17 protein-coding genes are annotated in these 18,853 nt (G+C 71.1%); 5 read left to right on the top strand and 12 right to left on the bottom strand.

What is annotated here, in order from left to right; translation table 11 throughout:
* Positions 1–248 precede the first annotated feature (248 nt).
* The 4 genes from rpmG to LRX76_RS14190 form a co-directional block, all read right to left on the bottom strand.
* Positions 249–413 (bottom strand): 50S ribosomal protein L33, encoded by a 165-nt coding sequence (rpmG, locus tag LRX76_RS14205; RefSeq protein ID WP_047137659.1) that lies wholly within the window; start codon positions 411–413, stop codon positions 249–251.
* 13 nt (positions 414–426) lie between these two features.
* Complete coding sequence (gene rpmB, locus LRX76_RS14200) at positions 427–663, bottom strand: 50S ribosomal protein L28 (RefSeq protein ID WP_097122192.1); 237 nt, start codon at positions 661–663, stop codon at positions 427–429.
* A gap of 228 nt (positions 664–891) precedes the next feature.
* Positions 892–1,749 (bottom strand): hypothetical protein, encoded by an 858-nt coding sequence (locus tag LRX76_RS14195; protein WP_231806279.1) that lies wholly within the window; start codon positions 1,747–1,749, stop codon positions 892–894.
* Between the two features lie 32 nt (positions 1,750–1,781).
* The gene (locus LRX76_RS14190; RefSeq protein WP_231806347.1) at positions 1,782–3,605 is read right to left on the bottom strand and encodes a DUF885 family protein; all 1,824 of its coding nucleotides are present in this window, start codon (positions 3,603–3,605) and stop codon (positions 1,782–1,784) included.
* A 198-nt stretch (positions 3,606–3,803) separates the two neighbouring features.
* Here LRX76_RS14190 and LRX76_RS14185 point away from each other — a divergent pair, with 198 nt between their 5' ends.
* The 4 genes from LRX76_RS14185 (at position 3,804) to LRX76_RS14170 (ending at position 10,706) form a co-directional block, all read left to right on the top strand.
* Complete coding sequence (locus LRX76_RS14185; RefSeq protein ID WP_231806278.1) at positions 3,804–5,750, top strand: TonB-dependent receptor; 1,947 nt, start codon at positions 3,804–3,806, stop codon at positions 5,748–5,750.
* On the top strand, positions 5,750–9,790 hold the full coding sequence (gene cobN, locus LRX76_RS14180; RefSeq protein WP_231806277.1) for a cobaltochelatase subunit CobN: 4,041 nt from the start codon (positions 5,750–5,752) through the stop codon (positions 9,788–9,790). Before LRX76_RS14185 ends, cobN begins: the two co-directional genes overlap by 1 nt.
* 134 nt (positions 9,791–9,924) lie before the next feature.
* Positions 9,925–10,401, top strand: a complete 477-nt coding sequence (locus LRX76_RS14175; protein ID WP_231806276.1) for a MotA/TolQ/ExbB proton channel family protein — start codon at positions 9,925–9,927, stop codon at positions 10,399–10,401.
* A complete protein-coding gene (locus LRX76_RS14170) occupies positions 10,401–10,706 on the top strand; it encodes a DUF2149 domain-containing protein (protein ID WP_231806275.1) in 306 nt (101 codons plus the stop codon). The genes LRX76_RS14175 and LRX76_RS14170 overlap by 1 nt, the downstream gene beginning before the upstream one ends.
* A gap of 848 nt (positions 10,707–11,554) precedes the next feature.
* Here the strand turns inward: LRX76_RS14170 and LRX76_RS14165 are convergent.
* Complete coding sequence (locus LRX76_RS14165) at positions 11,555–11,953, bottom strand: MerC domain-containing protein (RefSeq protein ID WP_231806274.1); 399 nt, start codon at positions 11,951–11,953, stop codon at positions 11,555–11,557.
* 99 nt (positions 11,954–12,052) lie between these two features.
* On the opposite strand from LRX76_RS14165, the gene LRX76_RS14160 reads away from it, so the two are divergent.
* Complete coding sequence (locus LRX76_RS14160; protein WP_231806273.1) at positions 12,053–13,372, top strand: GTP-binding protein; 1,320 nt, start codon at positions 12,053–12,055, stop codon at positions 13,370–13,372.
* A gap of 285 nt (positions 13,373–13,657) precedes the next feature.
* Here the strand turns inward: LRX76_RS14160 and LRX76_RS14155 are convergent, their stop codons facing one another.
* From LRX76_RS14155 to LRX76_RS14125, 7 genes are all read right to left on the bottom strand, one after another.
* Positions 13,658–13,999, bottom strand: a complete 342-nt coding sequence (locus LRX76_RS14155; RefSeq protein ID WP_231806272.1) for a lipid-A-disaccharide synthase N-terminal domain-containing protein — start codon at positions 13,997–13,999, stop codon at positions 13,658–13,660.
* Position 14,000: 1 nt separating this feature from the next.
* Entirely contained in the window at positions 14,001–14,723 is a 723-nt protein-coding gene (locus tag LRX76_RS14150) for a glycosyltransferase family 2 protein (RefSeq protein ID WP_231806271.1), read from the bottom strand.
* 75 nt (positions 14,724–14,798) lie between these two features.
* A complete protein-coding gene (locus tag LRX76_RS14145; RefSeq protein WP_231806270.1) occupies positions 14,799–15,764 on the bottom strand; it encodes an NAD-dependent epimerase/dehydratase family protein in 966 nt (321 codons plus the stop codon).
* A gap of 60 nt (positions 15,765–15,824) precedes the next feature.
* Positions 15,825–16,628 carry an arginase family protein gene (locus LRX76_RS14140; protein WP_231806269.1) on the bottom strand — a complete coding sequence of 268 codons (804 nt, stop codon included), beginning with the start codon at positions 16,626–16,628 and terminating at the stop codon, positions 15,825–15,827.
* Positions 16,629–16,678: 50 nt separating this feature from the next.
* Positions 16,679–16,981 carry a helix-hairpin-helix domain-containing protein gene (locus LRX76_RS14135; RefSeq protein WP_231806268.1) on the bottom strand — a complete coding sequence of 101 codons (303 nt, stop codon included), beginning with the start codon at positions 16,979–16,981 and terminating at the stop codon, positions 16,679–16,681.
* Positions 16,982–16,999: 18 nt separating this feature from the next.
* Positions 17,000–17,923, bottom strand: a complete 924-nt coding sequence (locus LRX76_RS14130; RefSeq protein WP_231806267.1) for a ParB/RepB/Spo0J family partition protein — start codon at positions 17,921–17,923, stop codon at positions 17,000–17,002.
* Positions 17,920–18,723 carry an AAA family ATPase gene (locus tag LRX76_RS14125; protein ID WP_231806266.1) on the bottom strand — a complete coding sequence of 268 codons (804 nt, stop codon included), beginning with the start codon at positions 18,721–18,723 and terminating at the stop codon, positions 17,920–17,922. The genes LRX76_RS14130 and LRX76_RS14125 overlap by 4 nt, the downstream gene beginning before the upstream one ends.
* Positions 18,724–18,853: the final 130 nt, after the last annotated feature.

Here is an 18,853-nt window from a genome sequence, read left to right as displayed (position 1 = left end):
AAGCCCGCGGTTGCCAGTAGCTGCCGCCCCCCTGCCTTCACCGGCAAGACTTCGTGCAGGGTACCCCGGGCCATGGAAACAGGCGCTTCTCTGTGCTCGCGAAAGGACCAGAAACACAAAGCCCGCCTTGCGGCGGGCTCTGCTTGAAGACGCTGGATGACCAGCCATTCGGCTGCTGAACAGCGCTTCCCGCTTTCGCGGGAATGACGTGGCGGCAAAGGCGTTCGCTTCGCGAACGCGCCGCTACGTCACTTGATCTTGCCTTCCTTGTAGATCACGTGCTTGCGGACGACGGGATCGTACTTCTTGATCTCCATCTTCCCGGGGGTGTTCTTCTTGTTCTTGTCCGTCGTGTAGAAATGGCCGGTGTTGGCCGAGGAAATCAGACGGATCTTGTCGCGCTTGCCTGCCATGATCGTTTACTCCTCAGACCTTTTCGCCGCGCGCACGCAGCTCAGCCAGAACGGAATCGATGCCGTTCTTGTCGATGGTGCGCAGTGCATGCGCGGAAACCTTCAGCTTGACCCAGCGGTTCTCGCTGGCGACCCAGAAGCGGCGCTCGTGCAGGTTGGGCAGGAAGCGACGGCGGGTCTTGTTGTTGGCGTGGGAGACGTTGTTGCCCGTCTGCACACGCTTGCCGGAAACTTGGCATACGCGGGACATTGCGCACCTCGGAAGTAGTTGGTGTCTCCCCATGGCCTGGGGGACGGCGGCCCCGGCGGTTGCCCGCCACACGTCATGGGAATCAATGGGTCACGCTGACCTAGGCGGGCCGGAGGACGTGTTCCCGGCGCCGCCGCCCGGCGCAACCCGGACACAGCGAGCCGGCGATTATGCCCGGAGGCGGCCGCCAGTGCAAATCCTGCGTCCCAACCGTGGCCATGGGGCCATTCACTCGGAGGCGAACGACAAGGTCCGGCGCCAACGCAGCGGTGCGGCGGCGCGGCCGGGATCCGGCGGGAACAGGGTCAGGTAGCCGGCAGCGATCGCCCGATCGCGCAGGCGCTCGCCCACCCCCTCGGCCACTTCCACCTCCACGTGGGTGACCTTGCCCTGCGGATCGACATCCATCGCCCAGACCAACCGACCGACCCACTCTTCCGGCGGGATCGAGGCATCGTAGTTTGGACGCCCAGCCACGTAAGGCACGTTGCGCATCCGATACTGCGGGGAGTCCTCGATACGCGGATCCACCCGGATCCGCGCCGATTGTTCACGACCATCCCCGAGCACGGCGCGCACCGTCCACTCCCCCGGTACACCATGCTTGCCGAGGTTTGCGGGGTAGCAGTGCTTGGCACCACGGTAATCCGGATGCCGCTCCAGCGAAACGCGCGAGCCCTTCGCATCGAGGAATTCAAGCTGCAGCCCCCCCACGTCGGTTGGCTCGGCATTGGCAGCGATGCAGACCTGGTGATCGTGGCTGCCTTCACTGACGAACTGCCGGGTCTCCTGTCGCGCAATCGCGCCGGCTGGCGGCTTCGCCCACAGAAACTCGATGTAGATGTCGACGTCCTTGGCAACGCCGCTGCCGCAGATTGCCGACATCAGCCCAACAGCGACGAGATGGCGCACCTTCATGGTTCTCTCCCCAGACGCACTATCCGACTTCAGAAATTGCAGGCAGCCGGCATCAAGTCGTGTGCGGCTGCCCGCCGGCGACATCCTGGGAACATGCCGGAGCCAACGCAGGAACAGCTGCAGCACCGCCACACCGGAGGTCTTGCCACGGCCATGGTATCCGCTCATCGGCATCCGTCCTGCCCGGGAGCCCCGGCGACTTATCGCTCCGATGTCTCCGGCAACCCAGCGATGGCAGGATCAACCATACCGTCGTGCCGCAGCGCGGCACCGGACGCGGCGCGCTTGCTGTCGGCGATGAATGCGCGCACCTGCGACTCGAGCACCGGCAGCGGCACCGAGCCCTGCCTGAGCACGGCATCGTGGAAGGCCCTGATGTCGAAGCGCTCGCCCAGTTCCCGCTCGGCCTCGGCGCGCAGCTTGACGATGGCGATCTCGCCGAGCTTGTAGCTCAGCGCCTGGCCGGGCCAGGAGATGTAGCGGTCGACCTCGGTGGTGACCTCGTGCTCGCTCAGCGCGGTGCGCTCGCGCAGGTAGGCCAGCGCCTGCTCGCGGCTCCAGCCGTAGTGGTGCACGCCGGTGTCGATCACCAGCCGGCAGGCGCGCCACATCGCGTAGGTGAGGTAGCCGAACTCGTCGTAGGGCGTCTCGTAGATGCCCATCTCCTGGCCGAGCTTCTCGGTGTACAGCGCCCAGCCCTCGCCGTAGGCGGAGATGTAGCCGTCGCGGCGGAACTGCGGCTGCTCGCCCTGCTCGTTGGCCAACTGCAGCTGCAGCGAATGCCCGGGCGAGGACTCGTGCAGGGTCAGCGCCGGCAGGTTGTACAGCGGGCGCGAAGGCAGGTCGTAGGTGTTGACCCAGTACACGCTGGCGCCGCCGCGGCCGGCGGTCCAGAACGGGGCGATGTCGGCCGGCACCGGCTTGATGGTGAAGCGCCCGCGCGGCAGTGTGCCGATGAACTTGCCGACCTCGCCGTCGGCGCGCTTGGCGATCCACGCGGCGCGGTCGAGCAGTTCCTGCGGGGTCTTGGCGTAGAACTGCGGATCGGTGCGCAGGAACTGCAGGAAATCGGCGAAGCGCGTCTGCGGACTGCGGCCGCTGAAGCCGACCCGGTCGATGATCGCGTTCATCTGCGCCTGGATGCGCGCCACTTCCTCCAGGCCGATGCGGTGGATCTGCTCGGGCGACAGCTCCAGCGTGGTGTATTCGCGGATCTGCTGCTGGTAGAACGCCTTGCCGTCGGGCAGCGCCTCCGCGGCCAGGGTGGTGCGCGCCTGCGGCATGTACTCGCTGCGGAAGAACACCAGCAGCTTGGCGAAGGCCGGGATCACCGACTGGCCGATCGCCGCCTGCGCCCGCGCGCGCAGCCGCTGCTGCTCGGCGGCCGGGATCTGCGCCGGCATCTGCTTGAACGGGGCGTAGAACGGCGACTCGAGCGGATCCCCGATCTCGGCCACGGTGGCGATGGAGACGTCGCGCCCGTCCAGCACCGCGCGCGGCACCGAGAAGCCGCGCGCCAGCCCGGCGCGCATGTTGGCGGTCTGCTGCCCGAAATAGCGCGGCACGTCGTCGAGGCGGGCGATGTAGGCCTCGAACTCGGCCGGGGTGCGCATCTGCCGCTGCGCCATGAAGCCCAGGTTGGACCAGAACGAGGTGTCGGAATTGAACGGCATCTCGTACAGGCGCAGCCGTACCTCGGCGGCCAGGTTCTCCACCTGCGGGCGGTAGATGGCCAGGTTGATGCGGTTGTCCGGCGACAGTTGCTGCACGTCGAGGGCGTCGAGCTGATGCAGCACGTCCTCCCAGACCCGCAGGCGCGCGGCCTGCGCGGCCGGGCCGACGTCGGGCAGGCGCGGGTTGTCGCCGGTGCTGTCGCTGTCCTCGTCGGCGGCGCCGGTCTCGGCCTGCCGCCAGGCCCACTCCTTCTCGTAGATGGCCCTGAAGCGCGCATCGGCGGCGCTCTCGACCGAGCCGGCGGAGGCGGCGGGCGGCGGCGCGGCGGCAGGGGTGGCGGCGAGGGTCATCGGCAGGGAAGACAGGGCGAGCGACAGGGCGAGGGCGAGCTTGGATCTCACGTCAGTGCGGACCGGCAGCGAAGGGAACCGGTCGATCGTCGCATCCCGGCAGCGGCGGCGCATCCCCCGGAAGTCCCAGCCACGGCGATCGTGAACATCCAGTCAAATGTTATAACATTCCATTATCTCCAATCGCCGTGGCCACCGATGTCCTGCTCCTTCCTGCGCCCGCTTGCCGGCGCGATCCTCGCCGCCCTGTCCGCCGTCCCCGCCTGCGCACTGGCGGATGCGCCCGATACCCGCGACCTCGATCCCGTGGTGGTGACCGCCACCGCCACCGACCGCCTGGCCAGCGATGCGCCGGCCTCGGTCAGCGTGATCACCCGCGAGCAGCTGGACCTCAGGCCGGTGCTGGACCTGTCCGACGCACTGCGTGGCACGCCCGGCATCACCGTGGCCGGGGTCGGCTTCGGCCGCCGCGGCATCCGCATCCGCGGCATGGACGCCGAGTACACGCTGGTGCTGCTGGACGGACGCCGCGTCAACGCCGCCAGCGACGCCATCGCCCATGCCGACTTCGACCTGGGCTGGCTGCCGGCGGCGGCGATCGAGCGCATCGAGGTGGTGCGCGGGCCGATGTCCTCGCTGTACGGCTCCGAGGCGCTGGGCGGGGTGGTCAACGTCATCACCCGCAAGGCCACCGATGCCTGGCAGGGCAACCTCGTCTACAACGGCGGCAGCGTGGAAGGCGGCCGTGGTGGCGGCGCGACACAAGCCGGCCTCTACGCCGGCGGCGCGCTGGTGCCGGGCACGCTGGGGCTGAGCGTGTTCGGCGAGCACCGGCGCAAGGAAGCCACCGTCGATCCGACCGATCCGCGCCTGGACGAGCAGGAAGGCCGCCAGGCCAACACCGGCAACGCGGTGCTGACCTGGACCCCGGACGATGCCCAGCGCATCGACCTGAGCCACCTGCAGGGCCGCGAGAAGCGCTGGCGCAATGCGCTGCAGGCCGGCGCGGCGCCGTACGTCTACGAAACCATCGACGACATCGAGCGCGCGCAGACCACGTTCTCGCACCGCGGCGAATGGAGCTGGGGACAGACCCAGGTCAACGCCTATCACTCGACCCTGGACCGCGACAACCGCCGCTCGCAGGGCGAGGCCACGCGGCCGCAGGACCTGACCGACGACATCGTCGACGCACGCGCCACCGTCGAGCTGGGCGGCCATCGCCTCAGCGCCGGCGGCGAGTGGCGCCGCGAGCAGCTCGACGACAGCTCGGCCGCGCGCAGCGGCCACGTGCAGGCGATCCAGACGGCAGTGTTCGTGCAGGACGAGATCCAGCTGGGCGCGTCCGCGTCGCTGGTGCTCGGCGACCGCGCCGACCACCACCCCGAGTTCGGCTGGCACCACAGCCCGCGCGCCTACGCCGTGTGGCACCTCGCCGACGCGTTCATGCTCAAGGGCGGGGCCGGCAGCGGCTTCAAGGCGCCGAGCCTGAAGCAGCTCTCGCCGGAGTATTCGGCGGTCGGCGGCGGCGGGCTGTTCACCATCTACGGCAACCCCGCGCTCAAGCCGGAGCGCAACACCAGCTACGAGCTGGCCGCGGCCTGGGACGACGGCGACCGGTCGCTGCAGGCGGCGCTGTTCCAGAACGACCTGGAAGACCTGATCCAGACCACCTGTGTGGCCTCATGCGGCATCCGCGGGCGCGAGGTGCGCAACTACACCAACGTCGCCAGGGCGCGCATCCGCGGCGCCGAGCTGTCCGGCGTGCTGCCGCTGCCGGGCGGACTCAGGTTGGAAGCCAACGTCAGCTGGCTGCAGCCGCGCGACCTGGAGACCGGGCGACCACTGAACGAGCGTCCGCGCCGCAGCGGTGCGGCCAACCTGCTGTGGCGCCGCGGCGGCTTCGAATCGTCGCTGCGCGGGGAGTACGTCGGGCCGCAGTACCAGCTTTCCGGCACCACCCAGGTGACGCTGCCCGACTACTGGCTGTGGTCGCTGGACACCCGCTACCGCATCACCCCGACGGTCGCGCTGCTGGCCGGCGTCGACAACCTGGCCGACAAGCGCCTGGACCAGAGCTCGGCGCTGTACCCGTATCCGGAAACCGGGCGCTACTGGCACGCCGGCATCGACCTGAGCTTCTGATGGAAACGAAAGGTCTCGGCCGGCGCTGGCTGGCGCTGGTGCTTCTGACATGCTGTCCGCTGGCGGCGGCGCAGGAACCGGGTCCGCCAGCCGTGGACGTGGACGTGGTGGCCAGCGACTTCGTGCTGCCGGGCAAGACCGCGCGGCTGGACGCACTCGGGCGCGCCGAAGGCGTGCGCTTCCACCACCGTGCGATCGGCGCAGGCCGCGCATTGCCCGACGGCTGGCCCGGCGAGGCCGCGCTGGTAGTGCTGGACACGCCGCGCCCCGCCGATGCGGCCGAGGTGATGGCCGCGGTCGGCGAGCGCCTGGCCGCCTCGCCGGTGCCGTGGATCCGCGTCGGCGGCGGCGCACCGGCCTCGGGCAATCTTGCGCCCGCCGAGGCGCGGCGGCTGGCCGGCTACTACGGCAACGGCGGCCAGGCGAACTATCGCAACCTGGTCCGCTACCTGGCATCGCGCCGGCACGGCACGGATGGCGACGGCCTGCCGCCGCCGCAGGCGCTGCCGGCCACCGGCTACTACGACGGGCAGACGCCGGGCTGGCTCGACAGCGCCACGACGCTGCGCCAGGCGTGGCGGCAGCGCGGCGAGGCGGACTGGCCGAAGGCGGCGGTGATCGTGGCCGGCAACAGCATCGGTTCGCTGCAGACCGAGGTGCTGGCCGCGGTGATCGCCGCGGCCGCGCGCCAGCGGGTGGCCGCCTTCGGCGTGTGGTTCGACCAGGCCGACGCCCAGGGCCTGGGCAAGGCGCTGGCCGGGCTGGACGTGGACGCGGTGGTCAACCTGACCCACCTGCAGAACGGCAGCGCGCGCGCCGCCGAACTGCTGGCGCTGGACGTGCCGGCGCTGCAGGCGCTGAACTGGCGCCAGGGCGATGCCGATGCCTGGCGCGCCTCGGCCAGCGGCGTGCCGGTGCCGCTGCTGGCCACCTTCGTCGCGGTGCCCGAGGGCTGGGGCCTGAGCGATCCGATGGTGCTGTCGGCCACCGCCAACGGAGCCCAGCAACCGATCCCCGAACAGATCGACGCGCTGGCCACCAAGCTCGCCCGGCTGGCCGCACTGCGGCGCACGCCGGCCGCCGACAAGCACGTGGCGCTTATGTTCTGGAACTACCCGGCCGGCGAGCACAACCTGTCGGCATCGCACCTCAACGTGCCGCGCAGCCTGGAGCGGCTGTCGCGGCGCATGGCCGACGCCGGCTACGACGTCACCCCGGCGCGTGAGCAGGCGCTGATCGACGCCGGCCAGGCGATGCTGGCCGGCTACTACCGGCCGGACACGCTCGACGCCCTGCGCGCCCGCGGTTTGGCCGCGACCTTCCCCGTGGCGCGCTACCGGCAGTGGCTGGACACGCTGCCACCGGCCCAGAAGCAGGCGCTGCTGGCGCAGTGGGGCGACCCGGCGCGGCATCCGGCTGTGCGCACGATCGACGGCGAGCAGGTATTCGTCATCCCGCGCCTGCAGCTGGGCAAGCTGCTGGTCATGCCGCAGCCGCCGCGCGCCGGCCGCGTCGGCGAGGCCACCCACGACATGGCCTCGCTGCCCAGCCACTACTACCTGGCCGCCTACCTGTTCCTGCGCGCGGGCTGGCATGCCGATGCGTTGGTCCACTTCGGCACCCACGGCACCCAGGAATGGACGCCGGGCAAGGATCGCGGGCTGTGGGTCAACGACTACCCGTACCTGGCGGTCGGCGACCTGCCGGTGTTCTACCCGTACATCCAGGACAACGTCGGCGAGGCGGTGCAGGCCAAGCGCCGCGGCCGCGCGGTGATCGTCAGCCACCAGACCCCGGCGTTCGCCCCGGCCGGACTCTACGACGAACTGCGCGACCTGCACGCCACCCTCCACGAGTACCTGCAGCTGGACGACGGCCAGGTGCGCCAGGCCACCGCCGCGCGGATCCGCCAGGCCGCGCTCGATGCCGGCATCGCCGCCGACATGGGCTGGGACGCGGCGCGCATGCAGGCCGACTTCCCCGCCTTCTTCGACGCCCTGCACGACCACCTGCACGAACTGGCGCGCGCGACCATGCCGCTGGGCCTGCACACCTTCGGCCAGCCGGCCGCGCCCGAGCACCAGCTGTCCACGGTGATGCAGCAGCTCGGCGAACCTTATTACCGCGCGCTCGGGCTGGACCCGCAGGAAGTGTTCGCCGGCGACTACGCGCAGCTGCAGGCCAGCGCGCCCTACCGCACCCTGGCGCGCCATCTGCGCGACGGCGCGCCGCTGGACGCGGTGGCCGACCCGGCACTGCGCACGCAGCTCGAACGCGGCCGCCGGCTCGATGCCGCGCTGGCCGACACCCAGGAGATCGAATCGCTGCTGCACGGCCTGGCCGGCGGTTTCGTCGCCCCCGGCAGCGGCGGCGACCCGGTGCGCAACCCGGACGTGCGCAGCGGCCGCAACCTGTTCCCGTTCGAGCCGGACCGCATTCCCACCCGCGCCGCGTTCGACACCGGCCGCCAAGCGCTGGAGCAGCTGCTGGACGCCTACCGCGCCGACCATGGCGGCGCTCTGCCGGACAAGCTCGCCTTCAGCCTGTGGTCGAGCGAGGCGATCCGCCACCTCGGCGTGCTGGAGAGCGAGGTGCTGCACGCGCTCGGCCTGCGCCCGGTGTGGGATGCCGGCGGCAAGGTCACCGCGCTGGAGATCGTACCCGAGGCCGAGCTGGCGCATCCGCGCATCGACGCGGTGGTGCAGGTCACCAGCGTCTACCGCGACCAGTTCGAGCCGTTCATGCGCCTGCTGGCCGAGGCGATCGACCGCCTGGCGGCGCTGCCGCCCTCGCCCGGCAATCCCGTCGCCGCGCATGCGCGCCAGCTCGAACAGCGCCTGCTCGAACGCGGACAGAGCCCACAGCGCGCGCGCCAGCTGGCTTCGCTGCGCATCTTCTCCAACGCCCCGGGCGAATACGGCAGCGGCCTCAACGGCGCGATGCTGGCGCGCGACGCGCAGGCCGACAAGGGCGATGCGACGCTGGCCGAGGGCTTCCTCGAGCGCATGCAGTACGGCTACGGCGCGCGCGAGGGCGGCATGGCGCTGCCCGGCGGCAACCTGCTGGCCGAGCAGCTGCGCGGCGTGCAGGCCGCGGTGCTGGCGCGCTCGTCCAACAGCAACGGCCTGCTGACCACCGACCATCCGTTCGAGTACCTGGGCGGGTTGTCGCTGGCGGTGCGCCACCTCGACGGCGCCAGCCCGCCGCTGTACGTGGCCGACCTGCGCCAGTCGGCGCCCAGGACCACCACCGCGGCGAAGTTCCTGGCCGACGAACTGCGTACGCACGCGCTCAACCCGCAGTGGATCGGCGCCATGCAGCAGGAGGGCTACGCCGGCACGCTGGAGGTGCTCAAGACCGTGGACAACCTGTTCGGCTGGCAGGTCACCGACCCGTCCAGCGTGCGCGGCGAGCAGTGGCAGGCGATCCACGACACTTTCGTGCGCGACCGCCGCGGGCTGGGCGTGGCGCAGTGGTTCGAGCGCAACAATCCGGCCGCGCAGACACAGATGATCGGGCGCATGCTCGAGGCGGTGGAGCGCGGCTACTGGCAGGCCGACGCCGCCACTACCGGCGAGCTGCGCCAACGCTTGCAGCAGCTGCAGGCAACCGAAGCGGCCGGCACTGCGGCGGCGCCGCCCGGCCAGGGCCGCGCCGCCGGCTTCGGCATGACCGCCACGCCGTCACCGGTTTCGGCAACGGCAACGGCAACGGCAACGGCGGTGGCGGCGGCGGCGGCGGCGGCCGCGGCTGCACCAGCATCGTCCCCGGCCACGGCGGCCCCCGCTCCGGCTCCGACTCCTCCCGCGGCCGACACCGACGCCACCGTCGTGCCGGTGCGCGGCCAGGTGATGCGCAGGCTCGACGCGCTCACCGCACCGGCGGCCTGGCCGCCATGGCTCGGCGCGGCGGCCCTGCTGCTGTTGCTGGCCGGCGGCGGCTGGCACCAGCGCCGCGCCAACCTGCGCCGCCCCCCTCGACCTGACTGGTGTCAGTTCCCTTCTCCCCCTCGGGAGAAGGTGCCCCGAAGGGGCGGATGAGGGTACGGGCGCAGCCTCGTGCAGCCAGACACCGCGAGGGCTTCGCCCCCGCACCCTCACCCCGCCCCCTCTCCCGCCGGGAGAGAAGCCTTGATTGCCAACACCCAGCGCTCTCAGATCCAGGAAACCACACCATGAAGAATCTCGAAGCCGGCCTCTACAGCCTCTCGCACCTGTTCCTGGTGCCGGTGCTGGCGCTGATCTTGCTGGCGCTGGCCTACGCCTTCCTCGCCCTGGGCGCGTTCCTGGTCGAGGCCTGGCAGCGCCGCCGCGGCCGCTACCGCTCGCGGCTGGCCGCCTGGCATGCCGCCCACGGCGGCGGCAGCGACGACCTGGAACTGTGGATCATGAAGCGGCTGGAATGGCTGCGCATCGTCTCGCGCACCACGCCGATGCTGGGGCTGGTGGCGACCATGATCCCCATGGGCCCGGCGCTGCTGGCGCTCACCCGCAGCGATGCCCAGAGCGTGGGCGAGAACATGGTGGTGGCGTTCTCCTCGGTGATCCTGGCGCTGGTCGCCGCCAGCCTCACCTTCCTGATCCTGACCGTGCGCCGGCGCTGGCTGCTGGTGGAGCTGCGCGACATCGAGCGCGCACGGGAGGCCGGCTGATGCGCTTTCTCGACCACGACGAGGCCGACGACCCGATCCTGTCGGTGGTGAACCTGATCGACCTGTTCCTGGTGGTGATCGGCATCCTGATGATCGTAATCGTGCGCAACCCACTCAACCCGTTCGCCGCGCAGGACGTGACGGTGATAGAGAACCCGGGCAAGGCCGACATGCGCATCACCATCAAGGACGGCGAGGAACTCACCCGCTACGAGTCCACCGGGCAGATCGGCGAGGGCGGCGGCATCAAGGCCGGCGTCACCTACCGCCTGCCGGACGGACGCATGGTCTACGTGCCGGAATGAGCCGGCGCTGCCGTGGGCAGCCAGAGTCCCTCCCCTTGCGAAGCAGGAGGAGGCTGGGAGGGGTTGGTTCCGCTTGCGGCAAAGCCCAAAGGCACCCCTCCCCAACCCTCCCCTACGGGCTGCGCGCGCAAGGGAGGGGGCGCAGACGTGCTCCCCATGCGCATCGAGTGCGCACGACGGACGGAGCAAAGGCCCCTCCCCTTGCGAAGCAGGGGGAGGCTGGGAGGGGGTTGGTTCCGCTCGCGGCAAAGCCCAAAGGCACTCCTCCCCAACCCTTCCCTACCCGCTGCGCGCACAAGGGAGGGGCGAGACACCGTCTTCCCCATGCGCATCGAGTGCGCAAAGCGGACCCAAGCCCCTCCCCTTGCGAAGCAGGGGGAGGCTGGGAGGGGGTTGGTTCCGGTCGCGGCAAAGCCCAAAGGCAACCCCTCCCCAACCCTCCCCTACGCGCTGCGCGCGCAAGGGAGGGGACGAAAGACCGTCTTCCCCGTGCGCATCGAGTGCGCACGACGGACGGAGCAAAGGCCCCTCCCCTTGCGAAGCAGGGGGAGGCTGGAAGGGGGTTGGCTCCGCTCGCGGCAAAGCTCAAAGCAACCCCTCCCCAACCCTCCCCTACGCGCTGCGCGCGCAAGGGAGGGGCGAGAGACCGTCTTCCCCATGCGCATCGAGTACGCACGACGGACGGAGCAAAGGCCCCTCCCCTTGCGAAGCAGGGGGAGGCTGGGAGGGGGTTGGCTCCGCTCGCGGCAAAGCCCAAAGCAACCCCTCCCCAACCCTCCCCTGCGCGCTGTGCGCGCAAGGGAGGGAGAGCCACTGCGGCTACGCAAGGAAGGACCGGAACGGCCATGTCATTGCCGCGGATGCGGATGCGCATGCATCGACGGCCGCCGGCTCCAGTTCCAGACATGGGCGCTGACCAGCATCAGGCTGCCGGCGACGGTGACGATCGTTTCCAGCGACTCGGTCGGCCAGCCGAATGCGCCGGCGAGCAGCCCGGCCAGCCCGGCCACCGCCAGCCCGCGCAGCGGCCACGGCAGCGGGTTGCGGCGGTGCGCACGCCACAGCGCCAACCCGGTCAGCGGCACCGCCATCGCCGCGAACAGCAGGTGCACCCACTCGGCCCGCGACCAGGCACCGAACAGCGGCAGGAATGCAGCCAGCACCGGCAGCGCCAGGCAATGCACCAGGCACAGGCCGGACAGACCGATGGCGGAAACGTCGAACAGCGGCAGGGAACGCGCCTTCATGGTGGCTTCCTTTTTCGAAATTGATGTTATATTATAACAATAACGACATCACTCCAAGCCCGCATGCCGCCCGCTCCCGCTTCCGCTCCGTCCGCCTCCATGCCCACCGATTCGCGCCTTCCGGTCACCGTGTTGTCCGGCTTCCTCGGCGCCGGCAAGACCACCGTGCTCAACCGCGTGCTGCACAACCGCGAGGGCCGCCGCGTGGCGGTCATCGTCAACGACATGAGCGAGGTGAACATCGACGCGCGGCTGTTGCGCGACGGCGGCGCAGCGCTGAGCCGCACCGAGGAGACCCTGGTCGAGTTCAGCAACGGCTGCATCTGCTGCACGCTGCGCGAGCACCTGCTGGCGGAGGTGAAGCGGCTGGCCGGCGAAGGCCGCTACGACTACCTGCTGATCGAGTCCACCGGCATCGGCGAACCGATGCCGGTGGCGGCCACCTTCGCGGTGCGCGACGCCGACGGCTTCAGCCTGTCCGACGTGGCGCGGCTGGACACCATGGTCACGGTGGTCGACGGCGAGGCCTTCCTGCGCGACTTCTGCTCGCCCGAGCGGCTGGCCGATCGCGGCCTGCAGGCCGGCCCCGGCGACGATCGCGGCGTGGTCGGCCTGCTCGGCGAGCAGATCGAGTTCGCCGACGTCATCGTCGTCAGCAAGTGCGACCGGATCGACGCCGGCACGCTGGAGCGGACCCGCGCCGTGCTGCGGGCGATGAACCGCGACGCGCACATCGTCGACTCCCGCCACGGCGACGTGCCGCTGGCCGAGGTGATGGACACCGGGCGCTTCGACTTCGTCCGCGCGCAGCTGGCGCCGGGCTGGATCAAGGAGCTGCGCGGCGAGCACACCCCGGAGACCGAGGAATACGGCATCGCCAGCTTCGTCTACCGCGCGCGCCGGCCGTTCCACCCGCAGCGCCTGGCCGGCCTGGTGGAGCGTGGCCTCGACGGGGTGATCCGCAGCAAGGGCTTCTTCTGGCTGGCCAGCCGCATGGACTGGGTGGGCGAGCTGTCCACGGTCGGCGGCGCCACCCGCACCGGCGCGGCCGGGTTCTGGTTCGCCGCGCGCGAACGGGTCGAGGCCGGCCAGGTCGGCCAGCCGATGCCCGGCACGGGCGCCGCCGCGACGCCGCCGTTGTCCGAACTCGGCTGGCGGCGCGCACTGGCCGCACGCTGGAGCGCGCCGCTGCCGCCGCCCGCTCAGGTCGACGATCCGCGCGAGTACGCGGCGATGCGCGCGCTGTGGCATCCGCTGTGGGGCGACCGCCGCCAGGAGCTGGCGGTGATCGGCGTCGGCATGGACGCGGCGCAGGCGCGCGCCGCGCTCGACGCCTGCCTGCTCGACGACGACGAGATGCGGCTGGGTCCGGACGCCTGGCAGTCGCTGCCCGATCCGTTCCCGCGCTGGCGGCGCTGAACCTGCCCGGTCCGGCGATCGGGAGCCGAAGCAACGGCGCCTCCGATCCATCCACGCGCCCGGGTGCCGCCGGCGGGCTCTTCGTCGGACCGCGGGCCATGCCGCAAGGCATGATCGCCGGCCATGGCGACGAACGCACCGCCTTGCGCTCAGGGAGCGACATGCCGGTCGCCCGTTCGCCGCCCGCTCGCGAACGCCGCTTCTTCCCTTCGCGCAACGCGCATGGGAAAGGGTATCGGCATTGGTCATCCGCGTGCCGGCCCCCAGGCGCGACGGCCGCGAGCGTCAGTCGCGCGTCTTGTCACGCTTCCAGCCGCGCACCTTGATGTCCAGGTACAGGCTGTAGAACGCGGTGAAGGCCGGGAACAGGTTGCCGAGCACGCCTACCGAGTCCTGCTTGGCCGAGAACAGGAAGTAGCTCAACGTCATCAGGCTGCCGACGATGCTCATGTACCAGAACAGCCGCGGGATCACCGGCTTGCCGGCGCGCCGGGAGGCGATGAACTGCACCAGCCAGCGGCCGCCGAACATCAGCGTGCCGATGTAGCCGATCAGCTTCCACGGGGTGACGTGCAGGCCGGTCCAGAACAGCCACTCGACCGGTTGGTTGAGCCAGCCCGGCTCCATCTCAGCGCTCCTCGACCGCGGTGCGGCGGCTGCGCGCGATCAGCCACGCCACCCCGAACAGGTCGCGGATGCCCACCAGCGCGCGACCGAGGTTGTTGTACTTGGACACGCCGCTGGTGCGGTGGCGATGGTTGACCGGCACGCTCACGGTCTTCCAGCCGGCGCGCTGCATCAGCGCCGGCAGGTAGCGGTGCATGTGGTCGAAGTACGGCAGGTCGAGGAAGGCAGCGCGCTCGAACAGCTTGATGCCGCAGCCGGTATCGGGGGTGTCGTCGTGCAGCATGCCGGCGCGGATGGCGTTGGCCCACTTGCTGGCCCAGCGCTTGGAGCCGGAATCGCGACGGTCCACGCGCCAGCCGGCGAACAGCCGCACCTGCGCATCGGCGGCGTCGCGCGCGGCCAGCAGCCGGGGGATGTCGGCCGGATCGTTCTGGCCGTCGCCATCGAGGGTGGCGATCCACGGCGCGCGCGCGGCCTTGACGCCGTTGCGCACCGCCGTGCTCTGCCCGCTCTGGGTGACGTGGTGCAGCACCCGCAGCTCGGGCGTGGCGGCCTTCAACGTTTCCAGCACCGCCAGCGTGTCGTCGCGCGAATGGTCATCGACGTAGACGATCTCGAAGGCCAGCGTGCCGCGCAGCGCGGCGACGATCTCGGCCACCAGCGGCTGCACGTTGTCGCGCTCGTTGAACACCGGGACGACGACGGAAAGCTGCAACGCACTCATGGACCGCACCGGCTCGTTGTGAAGGAAAAAAGACCGCGCATTTTCGCCCGTACGGGTGAGCGGTGCATGAAACGCTCAGGCACGCGCACCGAAATAGTCGCGGCACCACGCCACCACCGGCGGCAACCCGGCCTCGATCGGGGTGGCCGGCTCGAAGCCGAAGGCCACCCTGGCGCGCGTGGTGTCGGCCATGGTCTCGACCATGTCGCCCGGCTGCATCGGCCGGTAGATCTTCTCGGCGCGGCGCCCGGCGGCCTGCTCGATTACCGCGATGAAGTGCTCCAGCTCCACCGGGGTGTGGTTGCCCAGGTTGAACACGCGGTGGGGGACGGCCTCGGCCGAGGGATGGTCCAGCGCCCCCAGCACGCCGGCGACGATGTCCTCGACGTGGGTGAAGTCGCGCTTCATCCGCCCCTGGTTGAACACCTCGATCGGGCGCCCGGCCAGCACCGCGCGCGAGAACAGCAGCGGCGCCATGTCCGGGCGGCCCCACGGGCCGTACACGGTGAAGAAGCGCAGTCCGGTGGCGTGCAGGCCGTACAGCTGCGCGTAGGTCCACGCCATCAGCTCGTTAGCCGCCTTGGTGGCCGCGTACAGCGAGCGCGGCCTGTCCACGCGCTGGTCCTCGGAGAACGGCGGGGTGGCCGAATCGCCATAGACCGAACTGCTGGAGGCATACACCAGGTGCGCCACGCCACGGTGCCGGCACAGCTCCAGCACGTTGACGAAGCCGACCAGGTTGCTGTCGACGTAGGCATACGGGTTCTGCAGCGAATAGCGCACCCCCGCCTGCGCGGCCAGGTGCACCACGCGCTCGGGCCGCACCTGGTCGAACAGCGCGGCCAGGCCCTCGCGGTCGGTCAGGTCCAGCACGCGGATGTCGACGCCCGCGCACAGCGCGGCCACGCGGTCGCGCTTGAGCTGTGGGTCGTAGTAGTCGTTGTAGCTGTCCAGCCCGACCACCGCCTCGCCGCGCGCGGCCAGTGCCCGGCACAGGTACGCGCCGATGAAGCCGGCCGCGCCGGTGACCAGCACCGTCATGCCGGCCTCCCCGCCAGGAACATCGCACGCACGGCGCGGCGGTCGTCGAGAAGGCGCGGATCAGCCATCGGCCAGCACCGGCTCGATCGTGTGCAGGATCCGCGCCACCGCCTCCGCATGCACGGCGGCATCGCCGGCGGCGACGAACTCGGCCAGTTCCAGGCCGGCCAGCTGCCGCCGCGGGATCGCGGCCAGGATCGCGCGCAGCTGCTCCGGCTGCAGTCCGCCGGGAACCCGGTAGTCGGTGGGCACGTGCCCGGGCTCCAGCGCATCCCAGTCGATGTGCACCCATAGCGGCGCATCGCCGAGGCCGGCCAGTACCGCCTCGGGCGTGGACTGCGCCGGCGCCAGCACCCGTGCCCCGGACCGCCGCAGCAGCTCGGCCTCGGCCGCGTCGATGTCGCGACCACCGACCACCGTGGCCAATGCAGGGTCGATGCCGCCGCCCAGGCCGCTGTCCCACAGCCCGCAGCCGCCGGACAGCGCCATGCCGCCCAGGTAGCCGCTGGCGGTGGTCGCAGGCGTGTTGAAGTCGCCGTGGGCGTCGATCCACAGCACCCGCAGCCCGGGGTGATGGCGCGCGGCCACCGGCAGCGTGGCCAGGCTGGCCGAACAGGTGTTGGCCAGCAGCAGCGGTCGCGCCCCGTCCTGCAGCGTCGCCTCGGTCAGCGCGGACAGCGCCTGCAGCTGAGTGCGCGCATCGTCCAGCGCCAGGCGCCAGTCGACGGGGCCCAGCGGCGCGGCCGGCGTGCCGGCGTCGCTGCGCGGCAGCCCGTGGCGCGCGGCCAGCGCATCGGCGGTCAGCGCGGCGCCGGCGATCGCGCCCTCGCAGCGGTCGCCGATCCGTCCCTGCGAAACCAGCATCCGGAAAGCTCGGTGGCGCGGTTCCGGTACCGGCGGTTGTGCCGGCACGCTCATAGCGTCAGCGGATCCCGCGCCAGGGTGCGCTTGCGCTCGGCGCTGAACGCCCACCACGGCTGCGCCGGCTCGCCGGCCAGGAAGCGCACCACCGACGTGAACACGTCGATCACGCAGGGGTCGTGCATGACGCCGGTGCGCATGCACAGCTGCGCGTACATGTCGTACGGGTCGCGCCCGCGCAGGTGCGCCGGCACGCGGATGCCGATCAGGCGCAGGTCCTTCTCGCAGGCCGGACCGACATTGGGCAGGTCGGTCAGGCTCAGCAGGTGATTGCGGTCCACCTTGTTCGGATTCATGTTCGTGCCACCTCGCGCTCAGGCCTGCGACTTGCCGCGCAGCCTTTCCAACACGCCGTCGAGCGTGTCCAGGTCGGTATAGCTGATCACCAGCTTGCCCTTGCCGCCGCGTCCGTGGGCGATCGTCACCTTGGTGCCGAGCGATTCGGACAGCTCGGTCTCCAGCGACGCGATGTCGGCCTGCGGCGCGCTGCGCGCCGGCTTGGCGTTGCGCTGCGCACCCGGCACCTTGCCGGCGGCGAACTGCTGCGCGCGGTGCTCGACCTCGCGCACCGACCAGCCCTGGTCGGCCGCCTCCTGCGCCAGCTTGCTGGCCAGCTCCGGCGCCAGCGTCAGCAGCGCGCGGGCATGGCCCATCTCCAGCCGCCGCGACTCCAGCAGCACGCGGATGGCCACCGGCAGTTCCAGCAGCCGCAGCAGGTTGGAGACCGAGGCACGCGAACGGCCGACCGCCGCCGCGGCCTCGGCGTGGGTCAGCGCGAACTCGTCGATCAGCCGCTGCAGCGCCTGCGCCTCCTCCAGCGGGTTGAGGTCCTCGCGCTGGATGTTCTCGATCAGCGCCATGGCGATGACGGTGCGGTCGTCGAGCTCGCGCACCACCACCGGCACCTCGTCCAGCCCGGCCAGCCGCGAGGCGCGCCAGCGGCGCTCGCCGGCGACGATCTCGAACTGCCCGGCGGCGATCTCGCGCACCACGATCGGCTGGATCACGCCCTGCGCCTTGATCGACTCGGACAGCTCGGACAGCTTGGCCTCGTCCATTTCGCGGCGCGGCTGGTACTTGCCCGGCTGCAGCTGGCCTACCGGCAGCTTGCGCAGCACTTCGCCCGGCTGCGGCGCGCCGGCCGGGTCCGCCGCAACGGCCACGCCCTTGGGGCCGAGCAGCGCATCCAGGCCGCGGCCCAGGCCGCGCTTCTTGGCGGGGGTCGGCTTGGTGCTCATGATTGGAACCTCTCCATGGCCTTGGCGGCCCTGTTGCGTTCTTCCTGGCGGCGCAGGATCTCGCCGGCCAGGCCCAGGTAGGCCACGCCGCCGCGCGAGCTGCGGTCGTAGCCGACGATGCTCTGGCCGTGGCTGGGCGCCTCGGCCAGGCGCACGTTGCGCGGCACGATGGTACGGAACACCTTGTCGCCGAAGTGGTCGGTCAACTCGCCGGACACGGCGTTGGCCAGATTGTTGCGCACGTCGAACATGGTGCGCAGCACGCCCTCGATCTCCAGCGCCGGGTTGAGCCGGCCGCGCAGCGCGTCGATGGTCTCCAGCAGCGCGCTCAGGCCTTCCAGCGCGTAGTACTCGCACTGCATCGGCACGATCACCGAGTCGGCCGCGGTCAGCGCGTTGAGGGTCAGCAGCGACAGCGCCGGCGGGCAGTCGATCAGGATGAAGTCGTACTCGTCGCGGATCGGCGCCAGCGCCTGCTTCAGGCGCTGCTCGCGCTCGGGCTGCTCCATCAGCTGGATCTCGGCCGCGGTCAGGTCGATGTTGCCCGGCAGCAGGTCGAAGCCCTCCTGGGTGGCGACGCGGATCGCGGCCGCATCGCTCTCGCCCAGCAGCAGGTCGCAGGTGGAGGCCAGCAGTTCGCGCTTGTCCACGCCGCAGCCCATCGTCGCGTTGCCCTGCGCGTCCAGGTCCACCAGCAGCACGCGCGACGGCGCACGCGCCAGGCCGGCGGCCAGGTTGACGGCCGTGGTGGTCTTGCCGACGCCGCCCTTCTGGTTGGCGATGGCGATGATCCGAGCCATGCGGGGTCTCGCGGGAGGGAGTGGGACCGGCCATTATGCGACCTGCCGGCCCGATCTGCGAAACCGGTCCGCCGCCGCGCCGGCCGCGGACCCGCCGTGCCCGCACAGGCCGGGGCCACACCCCCGACGC

The organism is Stenotrophomonas sp. MMGLT7 (genome assembly GCF_021168555.1).
GTDB lineage: Bacteria > Pseudomonadota > Gammaproteobacteria > Xanthomonadales > Xanthomonadaceae > MMGLT7.
Note: the sequence above shows the minus strand (reverse complement) of the source record. Positions and strands in the feature narration are given on the sequence as shown.

What these genes read in the sequence shown, in the direction of transcription:
- LRX76_RS14155 (WP_231806272.1), bottom strand. Translation starts at nt 13,999, where the DNA reads ATGGAGCCGGGCTGGCTCAACCAACCGGTCGAGTGGCTGTTCTGGACC.
- rpmG (WP_047137659.1), bottom strand. Translation starts at nt 413, where the DNA reads ATGGCAGGCAAGCGCGACAAGATCCGTCTGATTTCCTCGGCCAACACC.
- LRX76_RS14135 (WP_231806268.1), bottom strand. Translation starts at nt 16,981, where the DNA reads ATGAATCCGAACAAGGTGGACCGCAATCACCTGCTGAGCCTGACCGAC.
- LRX76_RS14190 (WP_231806347.1), bottom strand. Translation starts at nt 3,605, where the DNA reads ATGACCCTCGCCGCCACCCCTGCCGCCGCGCCGCCGCCCGCCGCCTCC.
- LRX76_RS14130 (WP_231806267.1), bottom strand. Translation starts at nt 17,923, where the DNA reads ATGAGCACCAAGCCGACCCCCGCCAAGAAGCGCGGCCTGGGCCGCGGC.
- LRX76_RS14160 (WP_231806273.1), top strand. Translation starts at nt 12,053, where the DNA reads ATGCCCACCGATTCGCGCCTTCCGGTCACCGTGTTGTCCGGCTTCCTC.
- LRX76_RS14170 (WP_231806275.1), top strand. Translation starts at nt 10,401, where the DNA reads ATGCGCTTTCTCGACCACGACGAGGCCGACGACCCGATCCTGTCGGTG.
- LRX76_RS14145 (WP_231806270.1), bottom strand. Translation starts at nt 15,764, where the DNA reads ATGACGGTGCTGGTCACCGGCGCGGCCGGCTTCATCGGCGCGTACCTG.
- LRX76_RS14165 (WP_231806274.1), bottom strand. Translation starts at nt 11,953, where the DNA reads ATGAAGGCGCGTTCCCTGCCGCTGTTCGACGTTTCCGCCATCGGTCTG.
- LRX76_RS14175 (WP_231806276.1), top strand. Translation starts at nt 9,925, where the DNA reads ATGAAGAATCTCGAAGCCGGCCTCTACAGCCTCTCGCACCTGTTCCTG.
- cobN (WP_231806277.1), top strand. Translation starts at nt 5,750, where the DNA reads ATGGAAACGAAAGGTCTCGGCCGGCGCTGGCTGGCGCTGGTGCTTCTG.
- LRX76_RS14125 (WP_231806266.1), bottom strand. Translation starts at nt 18,723, where the DNA reads ATGGCTCGGATCATCGCCATCGCCAACCAGAAGGGCGGCGTCGGCAAG.
- LRX76_RS14150 (WP_231806271.1), bottom strand. Translation starts at nt 14,723, where the DNA reads ATGAGTGCGTTGCAGCTTTCCGTCGTCGTCCCGGTGTTCAACGAGCGC.
- LRX76_RS14185 (WP_231806278.1), top strand. Translation starts at nt 3,804, where the DNA reads ATGTCCTGCTCCTTCCTGCGCCCGCTTGCCGGCGCGATCCTCGCCGCC.
- rpmB (WP_097122192.1), bottom strand. Translation starts at nt 663, where the DNA reads ATGTCCCGCGTATGCCAAGTTTCCGGCAAGCGTGTGCAGACGGGCAAC.
- LRX76_RS14140 (WP_231806269.1), bottom strand. Translation starts at nt 16,628, where the DNA reads ATGCTGGTTTCGCAGGGACGGATCGGCGACCGCTGCGAGGGCGCGATC.
- LRX76_RS14195 (WP_231806279.1), bottom strand. Translation starts at nt 1,749, where the DNA reads ATGAGCGGATACCATGGCCGTGGCAAGACCTCCGGTGTGGCGGTGCTG.